The organism is Chitinibacter sp. ZOR0017 (assembly GCF_000799095.1).
Classification (GTDB): domain Bacteria; phylum Pseudomonadota; class Gammaproteobacteria; order Burkholderiales; family Chitinibacteraceae; genus Chitinibacter; species Chitinibacter tainanensis.
In genome coordinates this window covers 204,718-228,331 of sequence record NZ_JTLG01000045.1, presented here as the reverse complement: position 1 = coordinate 228,331, position 23,614 = coordinate 204,718, and the positions used below count along the sequence as shown (strand labels likewise).

General features: G+C 57.5%; 15 protein-coding genes and 1 tRNA gene. 6 read left to right on the top strand and 10 right to left on the bottom strand.

Annotated features, from left to right (window positions below; genetic code table 11):
* Both L991_RS15495 and L991_RS15490 read left to right on the top strand, forming a co-directional pair.
* Nucleotides 1-75: transfer RNA gene (locus L991_RS15495), tRNA-Gln, on the top strand.
* Nucleotides 76-365: 290 nt separating this feature from the next.
* Nucleotides 366-1,178, top strand: coding sequence for a hypothetical protein (locus tag L991_RS15490; RefSeq protein ID WP_047396900.1), 813 nt, complete (start codon nt 366-368; stop codon nt 1,176-1,178).
* 95 nt (nt 1,179-1,273) lie between these two features.
* Here L991_RS15490 and L991_RS17540 read toward each other — a convergent pair whose 3' ends face one another.
* From L991_RS17540 to L991_RS15470, 4 genes are all read right to left on the bottom strand, one after another.
* On the bottom strand, nt 1,274-1,834 hold the full coding sequence (locus L991_RS17540; protein ID WP_197053916.1) for a hypothetical protein: 561 nt from the start codon (nt 1,832-1,834) through the stop codon (nt 1,274-1,276).
* A 195-nt stretch (nt 1,835-2,029) separates the two neighbouring features.
* Nucleotides 2,030-2,875, bottom strand: a complete 846-nt coding sequence (locus tag L991_RS15480) for a hypothetical protein (protein WP_047396899.1) — start codon at nt 2,873-2,875, stop codon at nt 2,030-2,032.
* Between the two features lie 264 nt (nt 2,876-3,139).
* Nucleotides 3,140-4,780: an NAD(P)/FAD-dependent oxidoreductase gene (locus L991_RS15475; protein ID WP_047396898.1), complete on the bottom strand. Its 1,641-nt coding sequence runs from the start codon at nt 4,778-4,780 to the stop codon at nt 3,140-3,142.
* 84 nt (nt 4,781-4,864) lie between these two features.
* A complete protein-coding gene (locus L991_RS15470) occupies nt 4,865-6,169 on the bottom strand; it encodes a GGDEF domain-containing protein (RefSeq protein ID WP_047396897.1) in 1,305 nt (434 codons plus the stop codon).
* A gap of 158 nt (nt 6,170-6,327) precedes the next feature.
* Here L991_RS15470 and aceK point away from each other — a divergent pair, with 158 nt between their 5' ends.
* The gene (aceK, locus tag L991_RS15465; RefSeq protein WP_047396896.1) at nt 6,328-8,085 is read left to right on the top strand and encodes a bifunctional isocitrate dehydrogenase kinase/phosphatase; all 1,758 of its coding nucleotides are present in this window, start codon (nt 6,328-6,330) and stop codon (nt 8,083-8,085) included.
* Nucleotides 8,086-8,310: 225 nt separating this feature from the next.
* Entirely contained in the window at nt 8,311-9,972 is a 1,662-nt protein-coding gene (locus L991_RS15460; RefSeq protein ID WP_197053915.1) for an LTA synthase family protein, read from the top strand.
* Nucleotides 9,973-10,205: 233 nt separating this feature from the next.
* Here the strand turns inward: L991_RS15460 and L991_RS15455 are convergent, their stop codons facing one another.
* From L991_RS15455 to L991_RS15445, 3 genes are read right to left on the bottom strand one after another with little or no spacing between them, the layout of a single operon-like run.
* The gene (locus tag L991_RS15455; protein WP_047396894.1) at nt 10,206-11,135 is read right to left on the bottom strand and encodes a Dyp-type peroxidase; all 930 of its coding nucleotides are present in this window, start codon (nt 11,133-11,135) and stop codon (nt 10,206-10,208) included.
* Complete coding sequence (locus L991_RS15450) at nt 11,132-11,728, bottom strand: YqiA/YcfP family alpha/beta fold hydrolase (RefSeq protein WP_047396893.1); 597 nt, start codon at nt 11,726-11,728, stop codon at nt 11,132-11,134. The genes L991_RS15455 and L991_RS15450 overlap by 4 nt, the downstream gene beginning before the upstream one ends.
* Entirely contained in the window at nt 11,725-12,699 is a 975-nt protein-coding gene (locus L991_RS15445) for a quinone oxidoreductase (protein ID WP_047396892.1), read from the bottom strand. The genes L991_RS15450 and L991_RS15445 overlap by 4 nt, the downstream gene beginning before the upstream one ends.
* Before the next feature lie 200 nt (nt 12,700-12,899).
* On the opposite strand from L991_RS15445, the gene pta reads away from it, so the two are divergent.
* A complete protein-coding gene (gene pta, locus L991_RS15440) occupies nt 12,900-14,948 on the top strand; it encodes a phosphate acetyltransferase (protein ID WP_047396891.1) in 2,049 nt (682 codons plus the stop codon).
* A 107-nt stretch (nt 14,949-15,055) separates the two neighbouring features.
* Here pta and L991_RS15435 read toward each other — a convergent pair whose 3' ends face one another.
* The 3 genes from L991_RS15435 to L991_RS15425 form a co-directional block, all read right to left on the bottom strand.
* Nucleotides 15,056-17,347 carry a DUF3141 domain-containing protein gene (locus tag L991_RS15435; RefSeq protein ID WP_052190983.1) on the bottom strand — a complete coding sequence of 764 codons (2,292 nt, stop codon included), beginning with the start codon at nt 17,345-17,347 and terminating at the stop codon, nt 15,056-15,058.
* A gap of 130 nt (nt 17,348-17,477) precedes the next feature.
* A complete protein-coding gene (locus L991_RS15430; RefSeq protein ID WP_047396890.1) occupies nt 17,478-17,837 on the bottom strand; it encodes a hypothetical protein in 360 nt (119 codons plus the stop codon).
* Between the two features lie 151 nt (nt 17,838-17,988).
* On the bottom strand, nt 17,989-19,620 hold the full coding sequence (locus L991_RS15425) for a methyl-accepting chemotaxis protein (protein WP_156129107.1): 1,632 nt from the start codon (nt 19,618-19,620) through the stop codon (nt 17,989-17,991).
* Between the two features lie 255 nt (nt 19,621-19,875).
* Between L991_RS15425 and metH the strand changes: the two genes are divergently transcribed.
* Nucleotides 19,876-23,610 (top strand): methionine synthase, encoded by a 3,735-nt coding sequence (gene metH, locus L991_RS15420; RefSeq protein WP_047396889.1) that lies wholly within the window; start codon nt 19,876-19,878, stop codon nt 23,608-23,610.
* The last annotated feature ends 4 nt before the right edge of the window (nt 23,611-23,614 follow it).

Sequence of the window (23,614 nt, the reverse complement as noted above, 5' to 3'; positions counted from 1 at the left end):
GGGAGTCGCCAAGTTGGTTAAGGCACCGGATTTTGATTCCGGCATGCGAAGGTTCGAATCCTTCTTCCCCTGCCACTCACAAACAAGCCGCTGCGAAGCGGCTTTTTTGTTGTCGATCGCCAGCCTGCACTGGCTTCTCTTGGCGGCTCCGTTAGTGTGCTGCGCCCTCTCTATACTCTGCAATCTCTTCTGTTTTCGTTCGGCCCCGCTGCGACGATGAGCGCGTTTACGCCATGCGATAAGTGTCGTGCCTTGTCAGCAATTCGGCGGTTTTATCCCTCTTGAATATTAGATTGTGCTAATGTATTGCTTCTGCAAAATTTCATTTTGCTTACAAACAATCTATTGGGAAAGATGTACCTGCTATGAACTGCAAACTGTTGACTGCCGCCGCCCTCGCTATCACGCTCGTGGGTTGTGCGAGCACATCCACCAAGCCGACTGCCAAAGTAGAACCCAGCATTGAGCCATTTAATGAAGTGGTGATCAGCTACACGCCCACCAATTATGCCTTGGTCACCAAATATACGGGCCGCGGGGCCACTGGCTTGGGTAATTTGGGCGGCTTATTGGGGCCATTGGGTTTGTTAGCCGCGGTGGCCATTGATCAGGCGGTGGAAGCCGGTGTCGCGTCGAAAAATCTCGAGCGCACCGAGGCGCTGGATAAAACCATTAAAGGCAAAGCGGCCGACTGGGATGTAAACCGCGTGCAGGCTGAATACATCGGTGCCAAGATTGCCCAGGAAACCGGCGCACAAGTAAAACTGCTTGCACGCGCCAGCACCGCTTCAGGCGCGGCGGCGCCAGCTGCCTTGGCTGATAAGCAGGCGCGGGTTGAGCTGGAATCCGTGACTGGGTATGGCGCAGTTGGTACCACTGATTCGTTTAAACCGATTGTGATCACCAAATACAGCGTGCAGGTGGGCAATCCCGCGCGGGTTGTGTTGGGGCAGGAGCTGGTGACGTTTCAGCCCGCCAACGAAGAAACTTATATGACCTGGGCTGGGGTGTTGGCCGATGCGGAAAAAGTGCCGGCCATGGCGCAGCGTCAGCTACGGCAGCATGCAGATAAAATCAACACCGAGCTCTTGGCTGCATGGCAACGCGCCAAGCTAAAAGCCAATGCGCCAGCTGCCAGTGCCCCAAGTGCTGAGCAGAAAGTCGCCGCCGTACAATAAGCATTTACCAGCGGCTTAAAATACAGCGGCGGGGTATACCTGCCGCTGTATTGCTTTGTAGGACTTTGGTTGTTTGCCTCAGCAGGCAATACCTCTTACAGACTGCCTTCATTCACCAGTGATTGAAAATTCTGCAGCTTGCCATTCTGATCAAAATTGCATTGGAATGGTTTTTTGCCTTCGTTGCCTAAATCGCCGGTGCCTTTAATGGCGTAGCCGGTCGCAGTGGCGAAGGGTTTGCCCACCTGGATATACATTGGTTTGGTATTAAACTGGCCGGCGGCTTCGCCTTTGCAATAGGCGGGCATATTTTTCGGCATCGGGCCGGCTTTTTTCGGTGCTGGGGTGGCGGCGGCTGCGGCGCTGAAATTAGCTTCCGAACACATGCCATTGGCGCCATGTTTGCCGGTGTAGCTGACGGTGCGGGTGCCGTCCGGGTTGGTCATCACATCCACCGATACGCCATTACCGCTGACGGTGAAATAATCTTTGCTGGTCACTTTTAGCTTGGCTTTTTTGCCGTTCAGGTAGGCATAGCCACCTTGGTCGACATGCAACTCAATGCCGGTCGGGCAGCTGTAATTCATGGTTGGAATTTCGGCGTGGGCGATACCGGCACACAAGATAGCGGCGCTAGCGAGAAGTAGTGTTTTCATGGTGTTTTCCTTGTCATTGAAGTCGTGGTGCTGCAAAAAGTGGCCAGTTATGAGCGCAGATCTGCTTAGAACGTGCTGGCTAATACTGCTTGGCTGAGCTAGCTAGCTCAGCAAAGCTGGCCACCTGGAGAAAACTGCGATCGATATTAGGTCACATAGATGTCAATTTAATGCCTAGCTGCCAGCCGATTGTGTTTAAGCGCACTGACTCATGGCGACGATCGCCGGCATTTGGAAACGGCCATCTTTGGTGGTGACGCTCACGCACTCTTGTGCATCTTCATTCACCCACAGCACACTGCTGCTGCGCCAGCCTTTGGCGCCATCAATCACGTGAAAACCGCGATTGATCAATTCTTGCTCCCCGGTTGAGGCGCGCAGATTGTACAAATCGGCTACTTTGACATAGCGCGATTCATGCGGTGCGCCAAAGTGATGGTTGTAATCATTGTGGTAATTATTGTAGTTATTGCTGTAGCGTGATGAGGTGCGTTCTTCGCGTTCACGGCGGGCGGTTTCGTAGCCATTATTGTAGGCATCTGAATGGCTGCCATAACGGTGATAGCGTTCAAGCCCATCTTGATAGCCTTGTTCGTAATCTTCGTTATTCCGGGCTTCATTATCGCGCGCTTCTTGTTTATGTTTATTGTGATTGGCAATGGCGGCAATCCCGGCAATGGCGGCCGCACCGGCCAATAAACCTACCATCGGGCTCATGCCGGATTCTTTGCGAATATAAGGGTCGCAATCGCTTTTAGAGACATCATAAACAGAAGTGGTTTTGCCAAAGCGTTCATTGGTGACCACACAATCTTTTTGTTGGCTATTCCACCATACGACTTGATTTTGATTATTATTGATTTCGCTATGCACTTGCTGATAACCGCGGCCTTCTAAGGCATTATGGCTATTCTGGATGCCATTATTGGTGAGGTATTGAAATTCATTATTGGCGGCACCGGCAGTCATTGAGCTAAAAGCAATAGCGCTGGCTACGGCGAGGGTGGTAATGCGACAGCTGATTGTGTGTTGAATTGACATTTGATTCACCTATGACGTAATTAAACTTAATTGGAAATTAAATTGTCTTGCTGCATTGCATGAATGCAGATTACGCCGGCGAAATCACAACGTCATGCCAAAAAGTAACATTACTACGTAGTTTGTGCAAAAGTTCCACTTAGTATTACAAAGAGTGAAAATTGCCAATTTCCGGGTTTAAGCGCGCATAAAAAACGGCGGGATATACCCGCCGCTGTATTGCTATGTAGGCTATTAAATAAAAGGCCTGCAGCCTGATACCCCTTAGCGCAGCATATCGAGCGCCACGGCTTCGGCCACTTTAATGCCATCGACCCCGGCGGATAAAATCCCGCCGGCATAGCCTGCGCCTTCGCCGCCCGGATACAGGCCGCGTACATTTAGCGATTGCAGATCGTCGCCGCGGGTAATGCGCAGCGGCGAGGAGGTGCGGGTTTCTACGCCGGTGAGCACTGCATCGTGCATATCGTAGCCGTGGATTTTCTTGCCGAAGGCGGGCAGCGCTTCGCGCACCGCTTCGATGGCAAAGCTAGGCAGGCTGGTGGCCAGATCGGTCCAGTTGACGCCTGGCTTGTACGAGGGCTCGACACTGCCGACACTGCTAGACGCGCGCCCGGCAATAAAGTCGCCGACCAATTGCGCCGGCGCGTTGTAATTGCTGCCACCCAGCACATAAGCGTGGCTTTCCAGCTGGCGCTGAAATTCAATGCCGGCCAGCGCGCCGCCCGGATAGTCTTCCGGATTGATACTCACCACCAGGCCCGAATTGGCGTTGCGCTCATTGCGCGAATACTGACTCATGCCATTGGTCACCACGCGCCCTTCTTCACTGGTGGCGGCCACCACGGTGCCGCCCGGACACATACAGAAGCTATACACCGCGCGGCCATTGCTGGCGTGGTGTACGAGTTTGTAATCGGCTGCGCCCAGAATCGGGTGACCGGCGTATTTGCCCCAGCGGGCTTTGTCGATCAACGATTGTGGGTGTTCGATCCGGAAACCTACCGAAAATGGCTTGGCTTCCATAAACACTTGCCGCTCATGCAGCATGCTGAAGGTGTCGCGGGCGCTATGCCCCAGCGCCATCACCACGTGCTCGCTGCGCAATTCTTCGTGATGTTTGCTGCCATCGGCATGGGTAGCTTCGACCCGTACCCCGCGCAATTGCTGCTGGCCGTTGGCCATTGGCTCGAGCAAGAGATCGGTTACGCGGTGCTGAAAACGAATTTCGCCGCCCAGCGCTTCGATCTCGGCGCGCATTTTCTCGACCATACCCACCAGCTTGAAAGTACCAATGTGCGGCTTGGCCACGTACAGGATTTCTTCGGGCGCGCCGGCTTTCACAAATTCGGTGAGCACTTTGCGGCCCAGATGGCGCGGGTCTTTGATCTGGCTATATAGCTTGCCATCGGAGAATGTGCCCGCGCCGCCCTCACCAAATTGCACATTCGATTCGGGGTTGAGCTGATTTTTACGCCACAGGCCCCAGGTGTCTTGGGTGCGCTCGCGTACTTTCTTGCCGCGCTCCAGCACAATCGGCTTAAAGCCCATTTGCGCTAGCAGCAGGGCGGCAAAAATCCCGCAGGGGCCAAAGCCGATCACGATCGGGCGATGTGGCAACTGTACCGGGGCTTGGCCAACAAAGTGATAGCTGGTATCAGGCGTGGGCAGAATATGCGGGTCGTTGGCATTTTGCTGCAAGAGCTTGGCCAGCAGCGCGGCGGGCAGGGTGAGATCCAGGATATAGGTCAGCATCATCTGGCCCTTGCGCGCATCGTAGCTGCGTTTGAAGACCAGCAGATCCAGTAGATCTTGTTCCTGAATGCCCAGTCGCTGACAGGCGGCCGCGCGTAATTCGCTGTCGCTGTGATCCAGCGGCAGTTTAAGTTCGGTAATACGTAACATAAATAATGCTCAGGGTTGGTGGTTATTCAACACGGGGCATATTGTAGGGCTTTGCCACCGGCTTGGGGGGAAAACCGCCGCCGTTCAGTCGGCGCTTTGGCTGTGTTCGCCGGTTTCCACCCGATTGCGCCCACCTTGCTTGGCGCGATACAGCGCGGCATCGGCCCGCTCCAATGCGCGGGCAAAACCATCTTCGCCAATCACCGTCACCCCAAAACTGGCCGTTAGGGCGATGGCCTTGGGCCAGCGGGTTTCTTCCACGGTTTGGCGCAGATTTTCGGCGATTTGCTGGGCGTGATCGAGTCGGGCATTAGGCAGAAACAGCACGAACTCCTCGCCGCCCCAGCGCACCACATAGTCGCCATGCCGCACATGGGTGCTGAGCAGGCGGGCAAATTTCACCAGTACCTCATCGCCCACCCCGTGGCCATAGGTGTCGTTCACCGCTTTGAAATGATCGATATCGCAAATAATCATCGCCAGTGGCGAGAAATCGGTGGCATTGGCCATTTCGCGGGCGATGTCGTTGCGGATGCCGGAGCGATTGCGCACTTGGGTCAGGGGGTCGATCTTGGCTTGATCGGCAATGCGTTTTTTCTCGGCCTGCAGTGATTCGTTGGCCATGACCAGCTGCGACGCTTCCTGGCGAATGACATTCAGGCGCAGGTGCAGTTTATAGAGCAGATTAATACTCACCCCCAGCGCCATCAGCCCCCACAGCGAGAGGATAAAAATCAGCATGTGTTCAAGGCTGACCCATTTGCCTTCAAACACAATCTGGTGCACATCAATCTGATGATGGCCAGCTTCGCGCTCGCCCCCGGTTGAGATAATCAGCAAGGGCACATTGCGCAAATCCACACCGAAATGCTCAAGCGGAATATTGCGGTCGGCCAGCCACCATGAGGCGACATTGAAGTTTTTCAGCGGTACCGTCTGCTCAACCCCATCGGGCACGATGAACTGGATTTCGTTGAGCTTCCAGGTGGTGCTTTCTTGCGGGTTGCTGTAGTCGGGGTTGTAGTTACGTAAAAAGAAGCGCACCCGATGTTTGCCCGGGCCTTTGTAACTGAATTTCAGCCGCACGCTATCGTAATTGGTGAGATCTAAGCCATGGGGTACTTTGCCCAGCGTGATGCCGAGCTCACAAAATGGCCATTCATATTTATCCGCAAGCTCGCAATCGAGGCGCAGGGCATCGGGAGTGCGGATCAGCTGTGCCTGAGAGAGGCCGCCATTGATGCGATCATCCGCCACGCTGACGGGAAACGGTGTGCGCACATCGATCAGCAAGACTTTATTCATGCCCAGCTGTTGCCACAGCAGCAAAACGAGGCTGAGCACGGTCAGGCCAATGATTAGCCCGGCGAGGTTGAAGGTGCGCTGCATGTGTTTCTCCAGAGCAGACTGCTTTCATCGTGGGCGTTGGCCGAGCAGAAAGCAAGGCGCGGCCGGCAAAAACCGCTGGCAATTTTGCTATTGCTTTGCAGCATTTTGGCCGGGCTTACCTACACTGAAGCGAGAGACTAATCTGTGGAGCTACGCTGATGAACGCCCCTGCCGAATTTGCCAATGAACTGGAGCTGGGCCATGCGATTGCGCGGGCGATTCTGGCTGGCTTTGATCACCACTATCGGGTCTTTCGCGAGGCCAGCCGCGCGGCGCAGGCACATTTTGAGGCTGGTGATATTCATGCCCAGCAAACCCTCGTGCGCGAGCGGATCGCTTTTTACGATTTGCGGGTGCAAGAGTGTGTGCAGCAGCTCAAACAGAGTTTTAATGCTGAATCCTTGCCCGATAGTGTGTGGCAGCGGGTGAAGCAGCAATACATCGGCTTATTGGTCAACCACCAGCAAATGGAGTTGGCCGAGACGTTTTTTAACTCGGTGTGCTGCCGCATCTTGCATCGCACCTATTTTCATAACGATTTTATCTTTTACCGCCCGGCGGTCTCTACCGAATACATCGAGGCCGATGGCCCGGCGTTTCGTACTTACTACCCAAATGAAGCGGGCCTAGCGGCCACTATTCGGGCTATTTTGGCGGATTTCGGCTTTCGCCTACCCTTCGCGCATCTTGAGCGGGATGTGCGGCAAATTATGTGTGCGCTGCGGCGTCATCTGGGCAAAGCACCCAAGGCCAAATTCAATAGCTATATCCAGGTGCTGGCTTCGCCGTTTTATCGCAATAAGGCGGCCTATTTACTGGGGCAGGCCAATTATGGCCGCAAGAAAATCCCATTCGCGCTGCCGATTTGTCGGCGCGAGGATGGCCATTTGTATGTCGATGCCGCGCTATTTCGTGGTGAGCAAATCCGCCATCTCTTTTCGCTTTCGCGGGCGTATTTTCTGGTCGATATGGCCGCGCCATCGGCGTATGTGCAGTTTTTGCATGACATGCTGCCCAATAAGCCACGCGCTGAGCTGTATATGATGCTGGGGCTGGGTAAGCAGGGCAAAACCATGTTTTACCGCGAGCTATTTCATCATTTGCGCCACTCCAGCGATCAGTTTGTGTTTGCGCCGGGTACCAAGGGGATGGTGATGAGCGTGTTTACGCTGCCGTCGTTTCCATATGTGTTTAAGGTGATTAAAGACGTGTTTGCTCCGCCGAAAGAAGTGGATCACGCCACGGTGCGGGCGAAGTATTTATTGGTCAAGCAGCATGATCGGGTCGGGCGGATGGCCGATTCGCTCGAGTTTTCGAATGTCGCGCTACCCAAGGCGCGCTTCGCCCCCGAGGTGCTAGCCGAGCTGCGCGAGCTGGCGCCCACTGCGATTGAGGAAGAGGGCGATGAAGTGGTGATCCGGCATTTATTTATCGAATGCCGGATGAAACCGCTGAATTTATATATCCAGCATCGCGAAGGTGCGGCGGTGGAGGCGGTGATTCGCGATTATGGCAATGCGCTGCGCGAGCTGGCGATAGCCAATATTTTCCCCGGCGATATGCTGTTTAAGAACTTTGGGGTCACGCACGCCGGCCGGGTGGTGTTTTACGATTACGATGAAATCGAATACATGACCGACTGCGATTTTCGCCGAATTCCGCCGCCGCCCTCGCCCGAATTTGAGCTCAGTGGTGATACCTGGTTTAGCGGCAATAAAAACGAGGTGTATCCCGAGGAATTTGGCAATTTCCTGCTCACTCGCGCCGATGTGCGCGCCGCTTTTGAGCGTTACCACGCCGATTTGCTCACGCCGCAGTTCTGGCAAGGCTGCAAGGCGCGAATCAAAGCTGGGCAAATCGAAGACTTTTTTCCCTACCCCGAGGCATTGCGTTTTCGCCCGCCGCGCCGGGCCTAACCGTTGGTCTGTAGTGTAAATGTCTCACTGCGAGGGGCGCGTAATTCGGTCATAATATTCTGCTAGGCATCCCCAGAGCGGCCGCGGATTCGCACCGCTGGCTGGCAAGTGCCTGAATCAATGGCTGAAAATTTCTCTGTATTTAGTCTGTGTGCTGCGCTGGCACAGACCTCATGCCTGGCTGGTGCCGGGCATTCTTGTTTATATGGTGTGATGGTTTTGCGTTTGAAGTGGCCTGCTATTTCTCATCCCTGGCTTAAATCGGCCCTGCTGTTGGCCGCCGTGTGCGCGCTGCTGCTGGCTGGGCGGTATTTTATTGATCGCCAGTGGGATGTGCCGCGGCTGGGGTTTTCCGCGCTGCTGTTTTTCTTTTTTGCGATTTTCCTCAATCGCTGGTGCGCCGCTTGGGCGGCGCTGAGCCTCGAAGGCCTGCTGTGGAATGTGAGCTATGTCAAAACCAAGGCCACTGGTGAGCCTTTGCTCGGGCGCGATCTCCTCGAGGTGGGCCAAGGGTTGGCACTCACTGCCTATATCGATTGGGACATCATCGGTTTTGCCGTTGGCCTCGTGGCGGCGGTGAGCTTAGGGCTGTGGTATCGACCGAGTTTTCGTAAGCGCCGTTTATTACCGGGGCTGGTGCTGTGTGGTATTGTGGGTTGTCAGTTTGATACATCGGGTAGGTATGCGCTTGAAACGCAGCGCTGGCTTAGTAAAACACTAGATACCCGCTATGTGTTTTATAACTTCCGCGAGAACGTGAAACAAAACGGCATTCTGGCGCATCTGGTGTTAAGCGCAGAAAGCATGCATGTGCCCAAGCCCGGCCAGCATGATTTTTACAGTGTGCAGTTACCCCCGCTCGCGCAGCCGGCCAACCCGGATTTGGTGGTGGTGATGTGCGAGTCGTGCTACACCAGCCGGGATGACAAACTCCCCACCGCGCTGCAGCAGCTCACCCAGCGGGGTTTTGTGCATGCCCGCGCGATTAGCCCGGTGTATGGTGGTGGGACGGCGGATGCCGAATATGAGGCGCTGACCGGGCTTTCATCACTTTCCTTGCCGGGGATTGATTTTCAGAATTTCTCCTCGCGTTACAGCGAGCAAAGCGCCACGCTGGCCAGTGAGCTTGATAGTGCCGGCTACCTCACCACCGGGATGCACAATTATCACGGCAGCTTTTACAAGCGCGCCGAGGTTTATCCGAAATTTGGCTTTCAGCAAAGCCGCTTTATTGATCGCATGTATTGGGATCGCAAAGCCGGTTGGCCGCTGGATAAATCGATGTATGACGTCGCGCTGCAAAACTATCGCAGCGCCGCGCCCGAACAGAAACAGTTTATGTTTCTGGTGACGGTATCGACCCATGGCCCGTTTATCCCTAATAACGACAGCGGTATTGGCCAGTATCAAACCCGGCTGGCGGCCGCGGTGCGCGATCTGGAAAACTTCGAGGCCGCCCTGTTCAAACTGGCTAGGCAGCGGCAACGCCCGCTGGTGCTGGTGGTGTTTGGCGATCACAAGCCGGCGTTGAATGAAGAGTTTGTCGCCCGCGGCATTTTGCCGCAAAGCATGTTCGAGCTGGATCAGAAGGGCGCGTTGGCGTTCAAAAACCAGCTCAGCGGGGCTGAGCAGAAACTGCGCGGCGATGTGCCGCTGATGATCAAAGCCAATCGCCCCGAGTTGGCTGCGCAGCTGGCGGGCGAACTGAACGACAAACCGTTGTTTTGCCTGCCGGCCAGCTTATCGCGGCAAACTTCACCAACCAGCCCATTTTTTAATGCGGTGGCCGCGCGCTGCGAGCGCAACGAAGGTTTCTATGTGGAAGGCTTGTGGTGGCGGCATGTTTTCCCGGAAGCGCTGTATGCCGAGCGGCTATTCGCAAGCTAATCTTCGCCTGCGAATTGAAGGAATTAGGCAAGACCAGATGACAAACCCCACTCGCGAAGCGAGGCTCCCCTCAAGGAGGGGACGGGAGGGGTGGGAATAGAACATCAAGGCTGCAGATTCAAAGCCTTATTTCCTCAGGCTCGGCTTTGCCGAGAATTAAAGAATATTGCACTTGCCCTTTGGCAGCAGCCTGAAGCGCGGTCTACACCGCGCTTTTTTGTTTTCGTCTGCCTTTATTCAGCCAGACTGCGCAGCTTTTCAATGCTGGGGGCAAAAAAAGCGGCGCCGGTCACTGCGCGGCTGAAATTCAGTAGATGATCGACCCGGCCATCGTCGGTGGGTGCCACCATGCGGGTCAGCATTTGCTCAAACACCGCCGGGGTTTTGCAATACGAGGTGAAGTACAGCCCCTTATCCCCACTGGGCGAGCCGTAGGGGAGGCTTTGCCGCAGAATTTGCAGCTCTTCGCCATTTTCCTCGATTACCACCCGGCTAATGTGCGCGGTGAGGGGGCGATCTTCATCGGGTAGCTCTTCATCGCTGTCTTTGGTGCGGCCGATGATGGCTTCCTGCTGTTTGACTGGTAGTTTGTTCCAGCTTTCCATCCGGTGCACATAGCGCTGGATATGCAAATAGCTGCCGCCGGTCCACTGCGCATCTTCACTGCCCACCAGCGCCACGGCGGCGCGCTCGTCATCGGCCGGGTTTTCGGTGCCATCCACAAAGCCGGTAAGGTCGCGGCGATCGCGATAGCGAAAGCCCTGCACTGTTTCAATGGCATCAAACCACTCGCCCAGCGCCTGGGTAAATTGGTCGGCCAGCTCAAACAGCACATCGTAGCGCTCGGCGCGCAGATGCAGGATCAAATCACACTGGGTAATCGGGGCCGGATGAATCGCGCCGGCAATGCGGGGAAAGGCGCGTAATTGGGCAGGTTTGCTGTTGGCGCCAAAAAATTCGGGCCATACTTCCGGGCCGATGCCAAGCGTGGCGTAGAGCTCGGCATCGGGGTTGGCTTGCGCGAGCTCCGCCACGCGGGATGGCCAGCTGGCCACGAGTTGCTTACACGCCTGATCCACGCGCCGACCCAAGCGGCGGTGAAACAGCATAAATAATCCATTGCTGGAAGCCGGTGGCAGAATGCCGGTTTGTGGCGTTGTCATTCTTCTGTATTCCCTTGTGCTGCTGCCATGCCGTTGGCAAAGGCCCAGATTGCGGGCAGCCAGTCGGCATAGCCGATAAAGCCGTGATCGCCGCCTGGCAGGATGGTTTGGCGGCATCCTTGGTAATAGTCCACCGCGTGCCGATAGTCCAATACCTCGTCGCCGGTTTGGCTCAAGAGCCAGTAGCGCTGCGCTTGGCTGGGCCTTCTTTCGTGATGGCGTAATTCTAATGCAAACGAGGCGTCAATAATGTGAATTTCGCCGGTCTGGTAATTTTGCTGTGGCCCCAGATACTGCTCGATCAGCGTATAGGGATGCACCGCGGGGTTGATCAGCACCGCCCGGCCGCCGTACTCCTCGACGGCCCAGGTGGCAAAAAAGCCGCCCAGCGAGCTGCCGATCAGGCAAAAATCCCCCGCCAGCGGTGCCAATAGCTCGTGCAATTGGTTGATGGCCTGCTGTGGATTCATCGGCAGCTGTGGGCACAGATACTGCTTTGCCAAGCCTTGTGTCTGCATCCAGGCCTGCGTTTGCTGGGCTTTTTCCGACAGCGGGCTGGATAAAAAGCCGTGCAGATAAATCAGGGTGGTCATGGCAACAACACCGTGCCGCCGGTGGTGCGGCGGGCGGCCAAATCACGGTGCGCTTGGGCGGCATCGGCCAAGGCATAACGCTGGCCGACGGTGGGCTGCACCAGGCCGCTGAGCAGGGCCTGGAAATAATCATCCGCGCAGGCCACAAGTGCCGCCCGGCTGGCGGTGTAGTGGCCAAGCGTGGGGCGGGTGACAAAGAGCGAGCCTTTTTGCGCCAGCAGGCCCAGATTAAAACTTTCAACCGCGCCTGAGGCATTGCCAAAGCTGGCCAGGAGGCCGCGCGGGGCCAGGCAATCGAGTGAAGGCAGGAAAGTCGCCGCCCCCACGCCGTCATATACTACCGGCACGCCCGCGCCAGCAGTGAGCTCGCGTACAGCGGCCACCCAATCGGGCTGGGTGTAGTCCAGCACTGCATCGCACCAGCCCTGCGCCAATTCGGCTTTGGCGGCGCCACCCACAGTACCCAAGACCCGCACGCCCAGTCCTTGCGCCCATTGGCACAAAATCTGCCCCACACCGCCCGCGGCCGCGTGCACCAAGATGGTCTGGCCTGCGCTGACCGGGTAGGTTTGTTTCAGCAAATACTGCGCCGTCATGCCGCGCAGTAGCGTGCCGGCAACCAGCTCATCAGGTATATCCCTAGGCACGTTGACCAGCTTGGCTTCTGGCATAATACGGTGCGTCGCATACGCGCCGGGTGTGCCCCCCGCATACGCAACCCGATCACCGGCTTGCAGGGTTTTTACCCCCGGCCCGACCGCCTCGACGATGCCGCAGGCTTCCAGCCCCAGCCCACTGGGCAGCGGTAGCGGATACAGGCCCGAGCGATGATAGGTATCAATGAAGTTCACCCCGATGGCGGTTTGCCGCAGTAGTACTTCTCCCTGGCCCGGTGCGGCCAGCTCGCGCTGCGTCAGTTGCAGCTGATTTTCATCGCCGTGTTGTTGAATCAAAATCTGGTCGCAAATCATCGGGTGTCCTCGTCGGGGCGCGTGAAGCGTCTATTGTGCCGTTCATCGGCGTCCCCTGCAGCATAAGGCTGGGGGTTTGACGAGGTGAATAGTGGCATTGCGGGCGCTTTTCGACTTTTATTAGAGCTATGTCATGATGCTATAGCTGCTGTTTGTTTATAGTGCGCACTTGTCTGCGTACGCCATTTGGAAAAGACACCATGCAAACCTTTTTTATTGCGCCAACCCGCCACAATGTCGGCCTGACCTCGGTGACCTTGGGTGTGGTTCGCTGCCTGCAAAACCAAAGCTTGAAAGTAGGGTTTGTTAAACCGGTTGCCCAGGATCAGGCTGCCAGCGATGTGGAGCGCTCTAGCCACTTTGCTCGCCGCATTTGTTCGCTGGAAGTGCCCGATGCCCTGAATGCCGCCTATGCCATCGAGCAAATTTCCATTGGCCAGACTGACGATCTGCTCGAAGAAATCGTCACCATGTGCATGAATGCCGCCAACGACGCCGATGTGCTGGTAGTGGAAGGCCTGCACCCGGATGGTGGCAACCCCTATACCAGCCAGCTCAATACCTCGATGGCGCTGGGCTTGCAGGCCACGGTGATTCTGGTGACCGATGCCAGCGCCAAACACGCCGCCGAAGAAGTCAAAGTGGCGGCGCGCCAGTTTGGCAACGAAGGCGTGCGCGTGGGCGGGGTGATCTTTAACAAAGCGCCGGTTGATTTTGATAGCGCGCAGATGCAAGCCCAGCTGGATGGTTTGCCGATCTGGGGCGTGATCGAATTTGATCCGCACCTGCTGGCGCCGCGTACGCTCGATGTGGCGCTGCATCTGGATGCCGAGATTCTGGTCAAGGGCGAGCTGACCAAACGCCGCGTTACCGAAACCGTGGTGGCAGCCCGGGCCGTACCCGAAGTGATTCGCCGCCTGCAGCCGGGCGCGCTGATTGTGAGCTCAGGTGATCGCGATGACGTGATTCTGGCCACCGCGCTGGCCGCCAGCAATGGCGTGCAGCTGGCCGGGCTGGTGCTAACGCACAATACCGAAATCAACCATACCGTGCGCGATTTTGTGCACATGGCCTTTAATACCGGCATTCCGGTCTTGCGCACCGATGGCGATAGTTTCGGCACCGCGCTGGCCATCAGCAAAGTACCGACCGTGGTGCCGGCCGATGACAAAGACCGCATGACCCGGGTGATGAATGCCGTGGCCGAGCAACTGGATGTCGATGCACTGGTAGCCGGGGTGAATACGCTGGGTGTGCATCACTTAAGCCCGCCAGCTTTCCGCTATCAGCTGATCCAGAAAGCGCGTGCTGCGAACAAACGCATTGTGCTGCCCGAAGGCGAAGAGCCACGCACCATTTGCGCAGCGATCATTTGTGAGGAAAAAGGCATTGCCCGCTGCGTGCTGCTGGGTAAACGCGCCACGATCGAAGCGGTGGCACAAACCCAGGGCGTGACCGTGCCGCCAACGCTGGAAATCCTTGATCCGGACGAAATCCGCCAACGTTATGTGCCACCGATGGTTGAGCTGCGTAAGTCAAAAGGCTTGACCGAAATTCAGGCCCTGCGCCAACTGGAAGATAACGTCGTGCTTGGCACCATGATGCTGGCGATTGATGAAGTGGATGGCCTGGTTTCGGGCGCGATCCACACCACCGCCAACACCATCCGTCCGGCGCTGCAGCTGATCAAAACCGCACCGGGCAATTCGATTGTGTCCTCGGTGTTCTTTATGCTGATGCCCGAGCAAGTGCTGGTGTACGGCGATTGCGCGGTGAACCCGAACCCAACCGCTGAGCAACTGGCCGAAATCGCCGCGCAAAGCGCCTACTCGGCCAAAGCGTTTGGCATTGATCCGAAAGTGGCGATGATCAGTTATTCCACTGGCCAATCTGGCTCGGGTGCGGATGTGGATAAAGTGCGCGCGGCGACCGAAATCGCCAAAGCCCGCCATCCACAGCTCACCATCGATGGCCCGCTGCAATATGATGCGGCCTCGGTAGCGGAAGTGGGTCAGCAAAAAGCCCCGGGCTCGCTGGTGGCCGGTCAGGCGACGGTGTTTGTGTTCCCGGATCTGAATACCGGTAATACCACCTACAAGGCGGTACAGCGCAGTGCCAACGTGGTGTCGGTGGGCCCAATGCTGCAGGGCTTGCGCAAGCCGGTAAATGATCTGTCGCGCGGGGCGTTGGTGGATGACATCGTCTTCACTATCGCGCTGACGGCGATTCAGGCGCAGGAAATGATCTAAGCGCCAAGGCGCCTAGCCAAATAAAGCCGGGGTATTGCCCGCTATGCATTGATATTCATGCATCGGCGGGTAATACCCCGGTTTATTTTTATGCGGCTAATTCACTGTCAGGCCGCATCGACCGTGATGGCATCATCGGTTTTACCACGGCGACGGGTGGGCAGCAGGGTTTTGCGCAGGGCGCTCAGCCGCTCGCTCAGGGCTAGATCGGCTGCATGCTCTTTGGCCAAGGCCTGATACAGCTTAAACGCCCGCTCCAGCGCCGCTTTGCTGCCGAATAGCGTCGGCAGCGTGTCGATCGCGGCTTCCCGCCAGTGCCAGAGCAGCAGGCTTTGCTGGTGAATCAGCGTGGCCAGCGTATCGTCATCCAACTCCGCCAGCGGGGTGTGCGTGCGCAGCCAGCTCACGCTAAGCTGCCGTTGCTGTACATCGATCTGCTCGCCCTGCAGCAACAGCCCCAGCCGGATTAGACCGGTATTGGCATCCCCCGCTTGCAGCTGCTCTTGTAAATCCAGCGGCGTGGGCGATTCTTGCACTGTCGTTGGCGCCGTGGCTGGGCTCGGAGCCGCAGCTGTCGTTTCGGCGGTGGGGAGTTGGCCGGCTTGCTGATGCTCCTGCCCCACCCCCAGCAGGGTGAGTGTGCCATAGCCGAGTAAAAAGGCCGTTTCGGTTTGAATATCGCGCAGCGCACCCAGCCAATCCAGCCCGGCGGCCAGCTGCTGCACGCTTTGGCGTTCTAGCGCCCGCCATGGCAGCGTCTCGGTTGGTGCTTGGCGCTGCTGGCGGATTTGTTCGGCCCAGATGCTAGTGGCCAGCGCCAGCGGGTTGAGGCTGCTCCACACCCAGCGCTGCAGGCGCAGCGGATGGAATAAGCGCCCCAGCGTGGCGGTGAGGTCATTGCTGCAGGCTTGCACCCATGGGCGCAGCCATTGCTCATAGGCGGCCATATTGGCGGCAGAAACGCTCTCTACCGCGGCAAAGGCCAGCTCATCGCGGCGCGCAAAACGCTGATGCGCATGCAGCGATTCCACCGGGTGTTCCTGCAATTGCGCGCGCCAGCCGCCATCGGCGGCCGCTTCGATCTGGAGTGCATACAGGCCCGGCGGCAGCGTTTCGATGATGGTCATCAGCTCGACAATCTGCGCATGCTCTTTGCTGGCCACGCCGGCGCTGACAAAAATCCCCAAATGGCCAATAGACTCATGCACTAGCCCCACCACCACTTGCCCAGCGGCTTTCAGCGCATCGGTGCTCGGGTAAAGATCCAGTATCCAGTTAAAGGCTTGCTGCGGCGGGGTGATGTTGTCGCCCAGCGAGGCAAAAATCACCACCGGCGCATGCACCGCGGTGAGGTCGTACGCGCCGCTGGCGGCTTGCGCTTTCCCCTCAACCAAATCATTACCAATAAACAGGTGATCGACAATCCAGCGGATTTCCGCCGCATTCATCAGGTAATTGGCGCCCCACCAGCGCTCGAAATCCAGAAAGCGTGGAGGCTCAGTGTCGATCTGGTCATACAGGTGGTAATGCTTGCTCACCAGCGTATTGCTCAGATCCAGATTTTCAAAATTACTGACCAGATGCGCGCCATCAAAGAGGCCATTGCCCAGATCGGCGGCCAGCAGCGCCAGCCAGCTACCGCCCAGCATGCCACCGGCGTAGCGCATCGGGTTGTTATCGTTGCCGGCCCAATACGACACCGGCGCGCCATTGGCCACCACCGCGCCGACCAGCTCAGGCGAGCTGGCCGCCACCAACAGCGCTGCCCAGCCGCCTTGGCAATTGCCAATCAGCACCGGTTTGGGGGCATCAGGGTGGCTCTGGCGCACATAGCGCAAAAATTCGGCTTCGGCCGCGGTGACATCGGCCATGGTTTGGCCCGGTTCGGGGATCGGGAAGAAAATCACCGCATACACCGGGTGGCCGGCCTGCAGCGCTACGCCGATTTCCGATTCGGCTTTGAAGCCGCCAATCCCGGGGCCATGGCCGGCACGCGGGTCGATCACCACATAGGGGCGGCTGGCCGGGTTGACGGTGACGCCGGCCGGCGGGGTAATGCGCACCAGCGCGTAATTCACCGGCTGGGCGAAAGTGCGGGCATCCACCACCAGCTCGTAGGCAAATTTCAGTACCGGCGGTTTGCCGGCAGCCTCGTGCTGCAAAAATTGATCACCACGCTCGCGCAGGGTATCCCAATACAGCGCTTGTCGCTCAAGACTATCCTGCCAATACACTACCCCGGTATTGAGCCAGCTAGCCAGCGGGTAATCACGCAGCGGAGCGGGCAGCAGCTTGGGCAATTGGGTTTCGCAGGCGCGGCGCAGATTCTGCTGGGCCAGTGCGAACACTTTCTCGTTCAGGCGCCACCAGAGCGCCGTTTTTTCCTGTGAAACCAGCATCTTGCACCTCATTCGGGGGTGGGAATGGCGATTGTTTCACGGTTGTATGAAAAATTGGCGACAGCCATGTGTAGGCTCAAAGTAGGGCTGGCCGCCGGCGGCATGCGTGTGGCGGGTGGCGTGGCTTGGTTTACGCGCTCACGCTCAGCTGGCTGGGGGCGGCCAGCTCGGGCTGATAGGTTTGCTGCAGCCAATCGCGCTGCTGCTGGGCGCTGAGTGTGCTCTGACGGCTAAGCGGCGCTTGCCCGCTCGATTGCAGATAAATATCCACCAGCCGGTTCACATGGTCGGCCTTGGCCAGCTCCAGCAACACCGGTTTGGCAGCGCTGGGAAGCTCGGGTTTGCTCAGCGTCGGCAGATCGGGGCTGCTGCTGTACAGGTCTTCCTGCCACAGGCTATGCGCCTCGCTTTGCGTGGTGGTGGGCAGGCCGCTGCTCATGCTGCGCGGCTGGATGGTGCTGTAAGTCGGGGTGAGAGAGCGGATTTGCATCGGCGTCACCTTTCAGTTGTGGATACTGAAATGCTAACGCGCTGCTGGTAGCCAGCGCTGCGTACTTTGCCGCGCTGGATTTGGTAATTTTCAACGGAACCAAGTACTTGGCGCAGATCTTGCCTGCGCCAAGTGCTTGGGTGTGGGGCGCTTAGTGCAAGCGGAATTGCCCCACCGTGGTATTTAGCTCCGTAGCCAGGCGCGATAATTCCTGCGCGGTGCTGGCCAGCTGCTGCACGGTCTGGCCGTTTTCTTCGGCCATCTGGGCCACTTGCTCCATCCGGCTGGCCAGATCCTGGCCGGCCAGTTTTTGCTCGTTCAGCGAATGGCTAATCTGGTTCACCGCGGCCACCACGGCGCCCGCGTTGCCCTCGATTTCTTCCATGGCCAGCGCGGCCGAATCGGCGCTGAGCGCGGCTTCATCCACGCTGTGCACGCTTTCATTCATCCACTGGTTCACCGTAGCGCTGCCATTTTGGATGCGGGTAATCATCTCGCTGATTTCATGCGCCGAATGCGTGGTGCGCTCGGCCAGCTTGCGCACTTCGTCGGCCACCACGGCAAAGCCACGGCCGGTTTCGCCAGCGCGGGCGGCTTCAATCGCGGCATTCAGGGCCAGCAGATTGGTTTGGTCGGCTACTTCACGAATAATCGTCGCCATCTTGCCGATTTCGCTCACATCTTGCTCCAGCGCCGACATCTGGCTGGCCGACTGGCTGACATCGCTGCCCACCGCGCTCATTTGTTTTGAGGCTTTCACCACAAATTTGCCCCCCAGCTGCGCCGTTTCGCCGGCGTTTTGCGCCTGTTGCGAAGCTTCGCTGGCGCTATCGGCCACCAGATGAATACTCACGGTCAGCTCTTCCAGCGTGGCGGCTGCGCCGGTGGTTGAGGCCGATTGCTGCTGTGCGCTCACGGCCACTTGCTGGGATGAGCTGGCCAATAGATGCGCTGCGCCGCTCACGGCCTGGGCATGGCGCTGAATTTGCTGCGCCATGGTTTGCAGATTGCCGCGCATGGTGTGCAGCGCCTGCAAGAGGCGGGCCGGTTCGTCATCTCCGTCGATATTTTGGGCAGGGCCTGCGCGCAAATCGCCAGCGGCAATGCGTTCGGCTTCGCTCAGCGCCTGGGCAATCGGGCGGGTAATCGCGTGGGCAATCAGCAGCGAGGCGGCCACACCCAGCGCCGCGGCAATCCCGCCGCTAATCAGCATCAGCCAGAACAGCTGGTCGATGCTGTCGGTGGTGGCTTGGCCGGCGGCGTTCATTTTGCTTTTTTGCGAGGCCAGCATGGCATCCACTTTTTGCTGGAACAGCTTATAGGCCGGATCGTATTGCGTGCGCAGATATTGCATCGCCTCGGCATCCTGATTGGCGCGAATCAGGCTAAACAGCGCCTCGTAATGCTGGGCCAGTGGCGCGCGTGCGGCGTTAATCTCGCGCAGTACCGCCTTGCTCTCCGCGCTTTCAGTGTGGGTTTCTAAATACTGCAGTGCCGAGGTCGAGCTTTGGCGCAATTCGCCAATCCGGTTTAGGCCCTGTTCGATTTCGTGGGCTTCGTTATCGATGATGGCTTCGCGCAGCAGCATGCCAATCGCCAGCGTATTGGCGGTAATCAGTTGCTGTTGCTCGATTTTGGGATAGCGGTCTTGCAGTAGCTCTTCAACCTTGCTGCGATTAAACGAGAGCTGATACAGGGTGAACAGAATTTGCCCAGTCATTAACAGCAGCAACGTGCCGCTGAGCATAAAAAGTTTGTTACGGGTGGACAGACGGGATAACACGGTGGATTCCTCTTGTTATTGTGCTTTGTGTCAGCTTTATGACAAAAGCGTGAGTCTACGACAGGCCGGACCATTTGGGGTTCATGGTTTCCTAATTTTCTGTCTGCGGCCTTGTGGTAAATCAGTTGGGCGCATCTTGCGGCGTGGGGTGCCGATCGGCGGCCGGCACACTGGCGCTAGGGGGCGTAGCTTACGCAGCTTGGCCGTGCTCATGGTAAACTAGCCGATTGATTTTTTTACTGATTGACAAGCCCCATGACGCGTGCCGAACACCTGAAAAAACTGCTAGCCGAAAAAATACTGATGCTCGACGGCGGCATGGGGACGATGATTCAGCAATACAAGCTCACCGAGGCGCAATATCGCGGCGAGCGCTTTGCCGATTGGCATACCGATGTCAAAGGCAATAACGATTTGCTGGGGCTGACGCAGCCGCAGATCATCAGCGAGATCCACCAGCAATACCTCGATGCTGGCGCCGACATCATCGAAACCAATAGCTTTAACGCCACTTCGATGGCGATGGCCGATTACGAGATGGAAGGCCTGGTGTGGGAGATCAACCACGCCGCCGCCAAATTGGTGAAAGATCTGTGCGTGGCGCAAACGGCGAAAGACCCCAGCAAGCCGCGCTTTTGTGCCGGTATTCTTGGCCCCACCAGCCGCACCGCGTCGATCAGCCCCGATGTGAATGACCCCGGCTACCGTAACGTAACGTTTGATGCGCTGGTGGAGGCTTACCTCGAATCGATCGATGGCCTCGTCAACGGCGGCGCCGATATTCTGATGGTCGAGACGATTTTCGACACGCTAAACGCCAAAGCCGCCGTGTTTGCGATTAAGAAATACTTCGCCGATCGCCCAGAGCTCGAAGAGCTGCCGATCATGATTTCCGGCACGATTACCGATCAATCGGGCCGTACGCTCACCGGTCAAACCACTGAGGCCTTCTACAACTCGCTGCACCACGCCGATGCGGTGTCGTTCGGCCTGAACTGCGCGCTCGGCCCTGATTTGCTGCGCCCGTATGTGGAAGAAATGAGCCGCATCAGCGACACCTATGTGTCGGTACACGCCAACGCCGGTTTGCCGAACCCACTGGCGCCAACCGGCTATGATTTGCTGCCCGAAGATATGGCCCCGCAAGTGCGCGAATGGGCGGCCTCGGGCTTGGTGAATATCATCGGTGGCTGTTGCGGTACCACGCCGGCGCATATCAAGGCGATTTACGAAGCCGTAAAAGATCTGCCACCGCGCCAGCTGCCCGCGATCGAGCCTAAATGCCGCCTGTCTGGCCTCGAGCCCTTCAACATCGGCGATAAAGATCTATTCGTGAACGTTGGTGAGCGTACCAACGTCACCGGCTCCAAAGCCTTTGCCCGCCTGATTCTGGCTGGCGATTATCCAGCTGCGCTGGAAGTCGCCCGCCAGCAGGTGGAAAACGGCGCGCAGATTATCGACATCAATATGGATGAGGGCATGCTCGATGCCCATCAGGCCATGGTCACCTTCCTGAACCTGATCGCCGCCGAGCCTGATATTTCGCGCGTGCCGATCATGATCGACTCATCAAAATGGGACGTGATCGAAGCCGGCCTGAAATGCGTGCAGGGCAAGTGCATCGTGAACTCGATCTCGATGAAAGAGGGCGTTGAAGCATTCAAACACCATGCGCGCTTGCTGAAAATGTACGGCGCTGCCGTGATCGTGATGGCGTTCGACGAAGTCGGTCAGGCCGACACCTACGCGCGTAAAGTCGAGATTTGCGAAAAATCGTACCGCATCCTCGTTGACGAAATCGGCTTTAACCCGGCCGACATTATTTTCGACCCGAATATCTTTGCGGTCGCCACCGGTATTGAAGAACACGCCCGTTATGGCCTCGACTTTATCGAAGCTACCGGCTGGATCAAGCAAAATCTGCCGCACGCCAAAATCAGCGGCGGTGTATCGAACGTATCGTTTAGTTTCCGTGGCAATAACAAGGTGCGCGAAGCGATCCACGCCGTGTTCCTCTACCACGCGATTCAGCGCGGCATGACGATGGGTATTGTGAACGCTGGTGCGCTGGAAAACTACGACGAAGTGCCGCTGGAATTGCGCAACGCCATTGAACGCGTTGTATTGATGGACGGTGCCGACCCAATGGCGGATACCGACGCGCTAATCGCGCTGGCCGAATCATTCCGTGGCGATGCGGCGCAAAAATCGGGCGAAGACCTCAGCTGGCGCACGCTACCGCTGCAAGAGCGGATTACGCATTCGCTGGTGAAGGGCATTACCACCTACATCGTGGAAGACACCGAAGAAGCGCGCCAATCCGTCGAGCGCCCGATCCACGTGATCGAAGGCCACTTGATGAACGGCATGAACGTGGTGGGCGATTTGTTTGGCGCCGGTAAGATGTTCCTGCCGCAGGTGGTGAAATCCGCCCGCGTGATGAAAGCCGCCGTGGCGCACCTCGAGCCATTTATCGAAGCCGAGAAAATCGCCATGGGTCTGGCCGACGCGCCGGCCAAGGGCAAGATCATTATGGCCACGGTGAAGGGTGACGTGCACGACATTGGTAAAAACATCGTTGGCGTCGTGCTGCGCTGTAATAACTATCAGGTGTTTGATCTGGGCGTGATGGTGCCGTGCCAAACGATTCTGGATAAAGCCCGCGAAGTCGGCGCCGACATTATTGGCCTGTCTGGCCTGATCACGCCATCGCTGGAAGAAATGGCGCACGTCGCCAAAGAAATGCAGCGCCAGGGCTTTGATATTCCGCTGCTGATCGGCGGCGCAACGACGTCGAAAGTCCACACCGCGGTGAAGATCGAGCCGCATTACCAAAACGGCCAGGTGATCTACGTGGCCGACGCCAGCCGCGCGGTGGGCGTGTGCTCGAACCTGCTATCAGATGATCTGAAAGCGCCATTCGTGGCCGAGGTGAAAGCCGAATACGCCAAAGCGCGTGAGCTGTTTGAAAACAAAGATCGCACCAAGCTGATCAGCATAGATGAAGCGCGCGAATACAAATTCAAACAAGATTGGGCGTGGTATACGCCGGTAGTGCCTAGCTTTACTGGCGTACGCGAATATACCCAATATGATTTGAACGAGCTGGTGCCCTATATCGACTGGACGCCGTTCTTCCAAAGCTGGGAGCTGTATGGCCGCTATCCGGCGATTTTGAACGACGAAGTCGTCGGCGAAGCGGCGCGCCCGTTGTTTGAAGACGCGCAAAAAATGCTGAAACAAATCGTCGAAGAAAAATGGCTGTCTGCCGCCGGCGTGATCGGCTTCTTCCCCGCCAATGCGGTCAACCACGACGACATCGAAATCCGCGACCCAGCCACGGGCGAAACTGCGATGCTGTGGCACAACCTGCGCCAGCAATTGCCGAAGGCCAAAACCGACGAGCGCAACGCGGCCGATGTGAAGCCCAACTGGTGTCTGGCCGACTTTGTCGCGCCGAAAGAAACCGGCTTGACTGATTATATTGGTGCCTTTGCCGTCACCGCCGGCATCGGCATTGATGAGCATGTCAAACGCTTTGAAGACGCCAATGACGACTACAGCGCGATCTTGCTCAAATCGCTCGCCGATCGTCTGGCCGAAGCCTTCGCCGAGCACATGCACGCCCGCGTGCGCACCGAGCTGTGGGGCTACGCGGCGGATGAGCAGCTGGATAACGAAGCGCTAATCGACGAAAAATACACCGGCATCCGCCCCGCCCCCGGCTACCCCGCCTGCCCGGATCACACGTCAAAAGTTGAGCTATTCAAATTGCTCAACGCGCCAAACATCGGCATGACGCTCACCGAAGGCTACGCCATGCTGCCCACCGCAGCGGTCAGCGGCTTCTACCTCGCGCACCCCGAGTCGCGCTACTTCGGCGTAGGCAAGATCACCAAAGATCAGGTGGAGGATTATGCCCAGCGGCGTGGGGTGAGCGTGGCGCAAGCCGAGCGGGATTTGGCGCCGAACTTGGGGTATGTGGCGTGAGTAT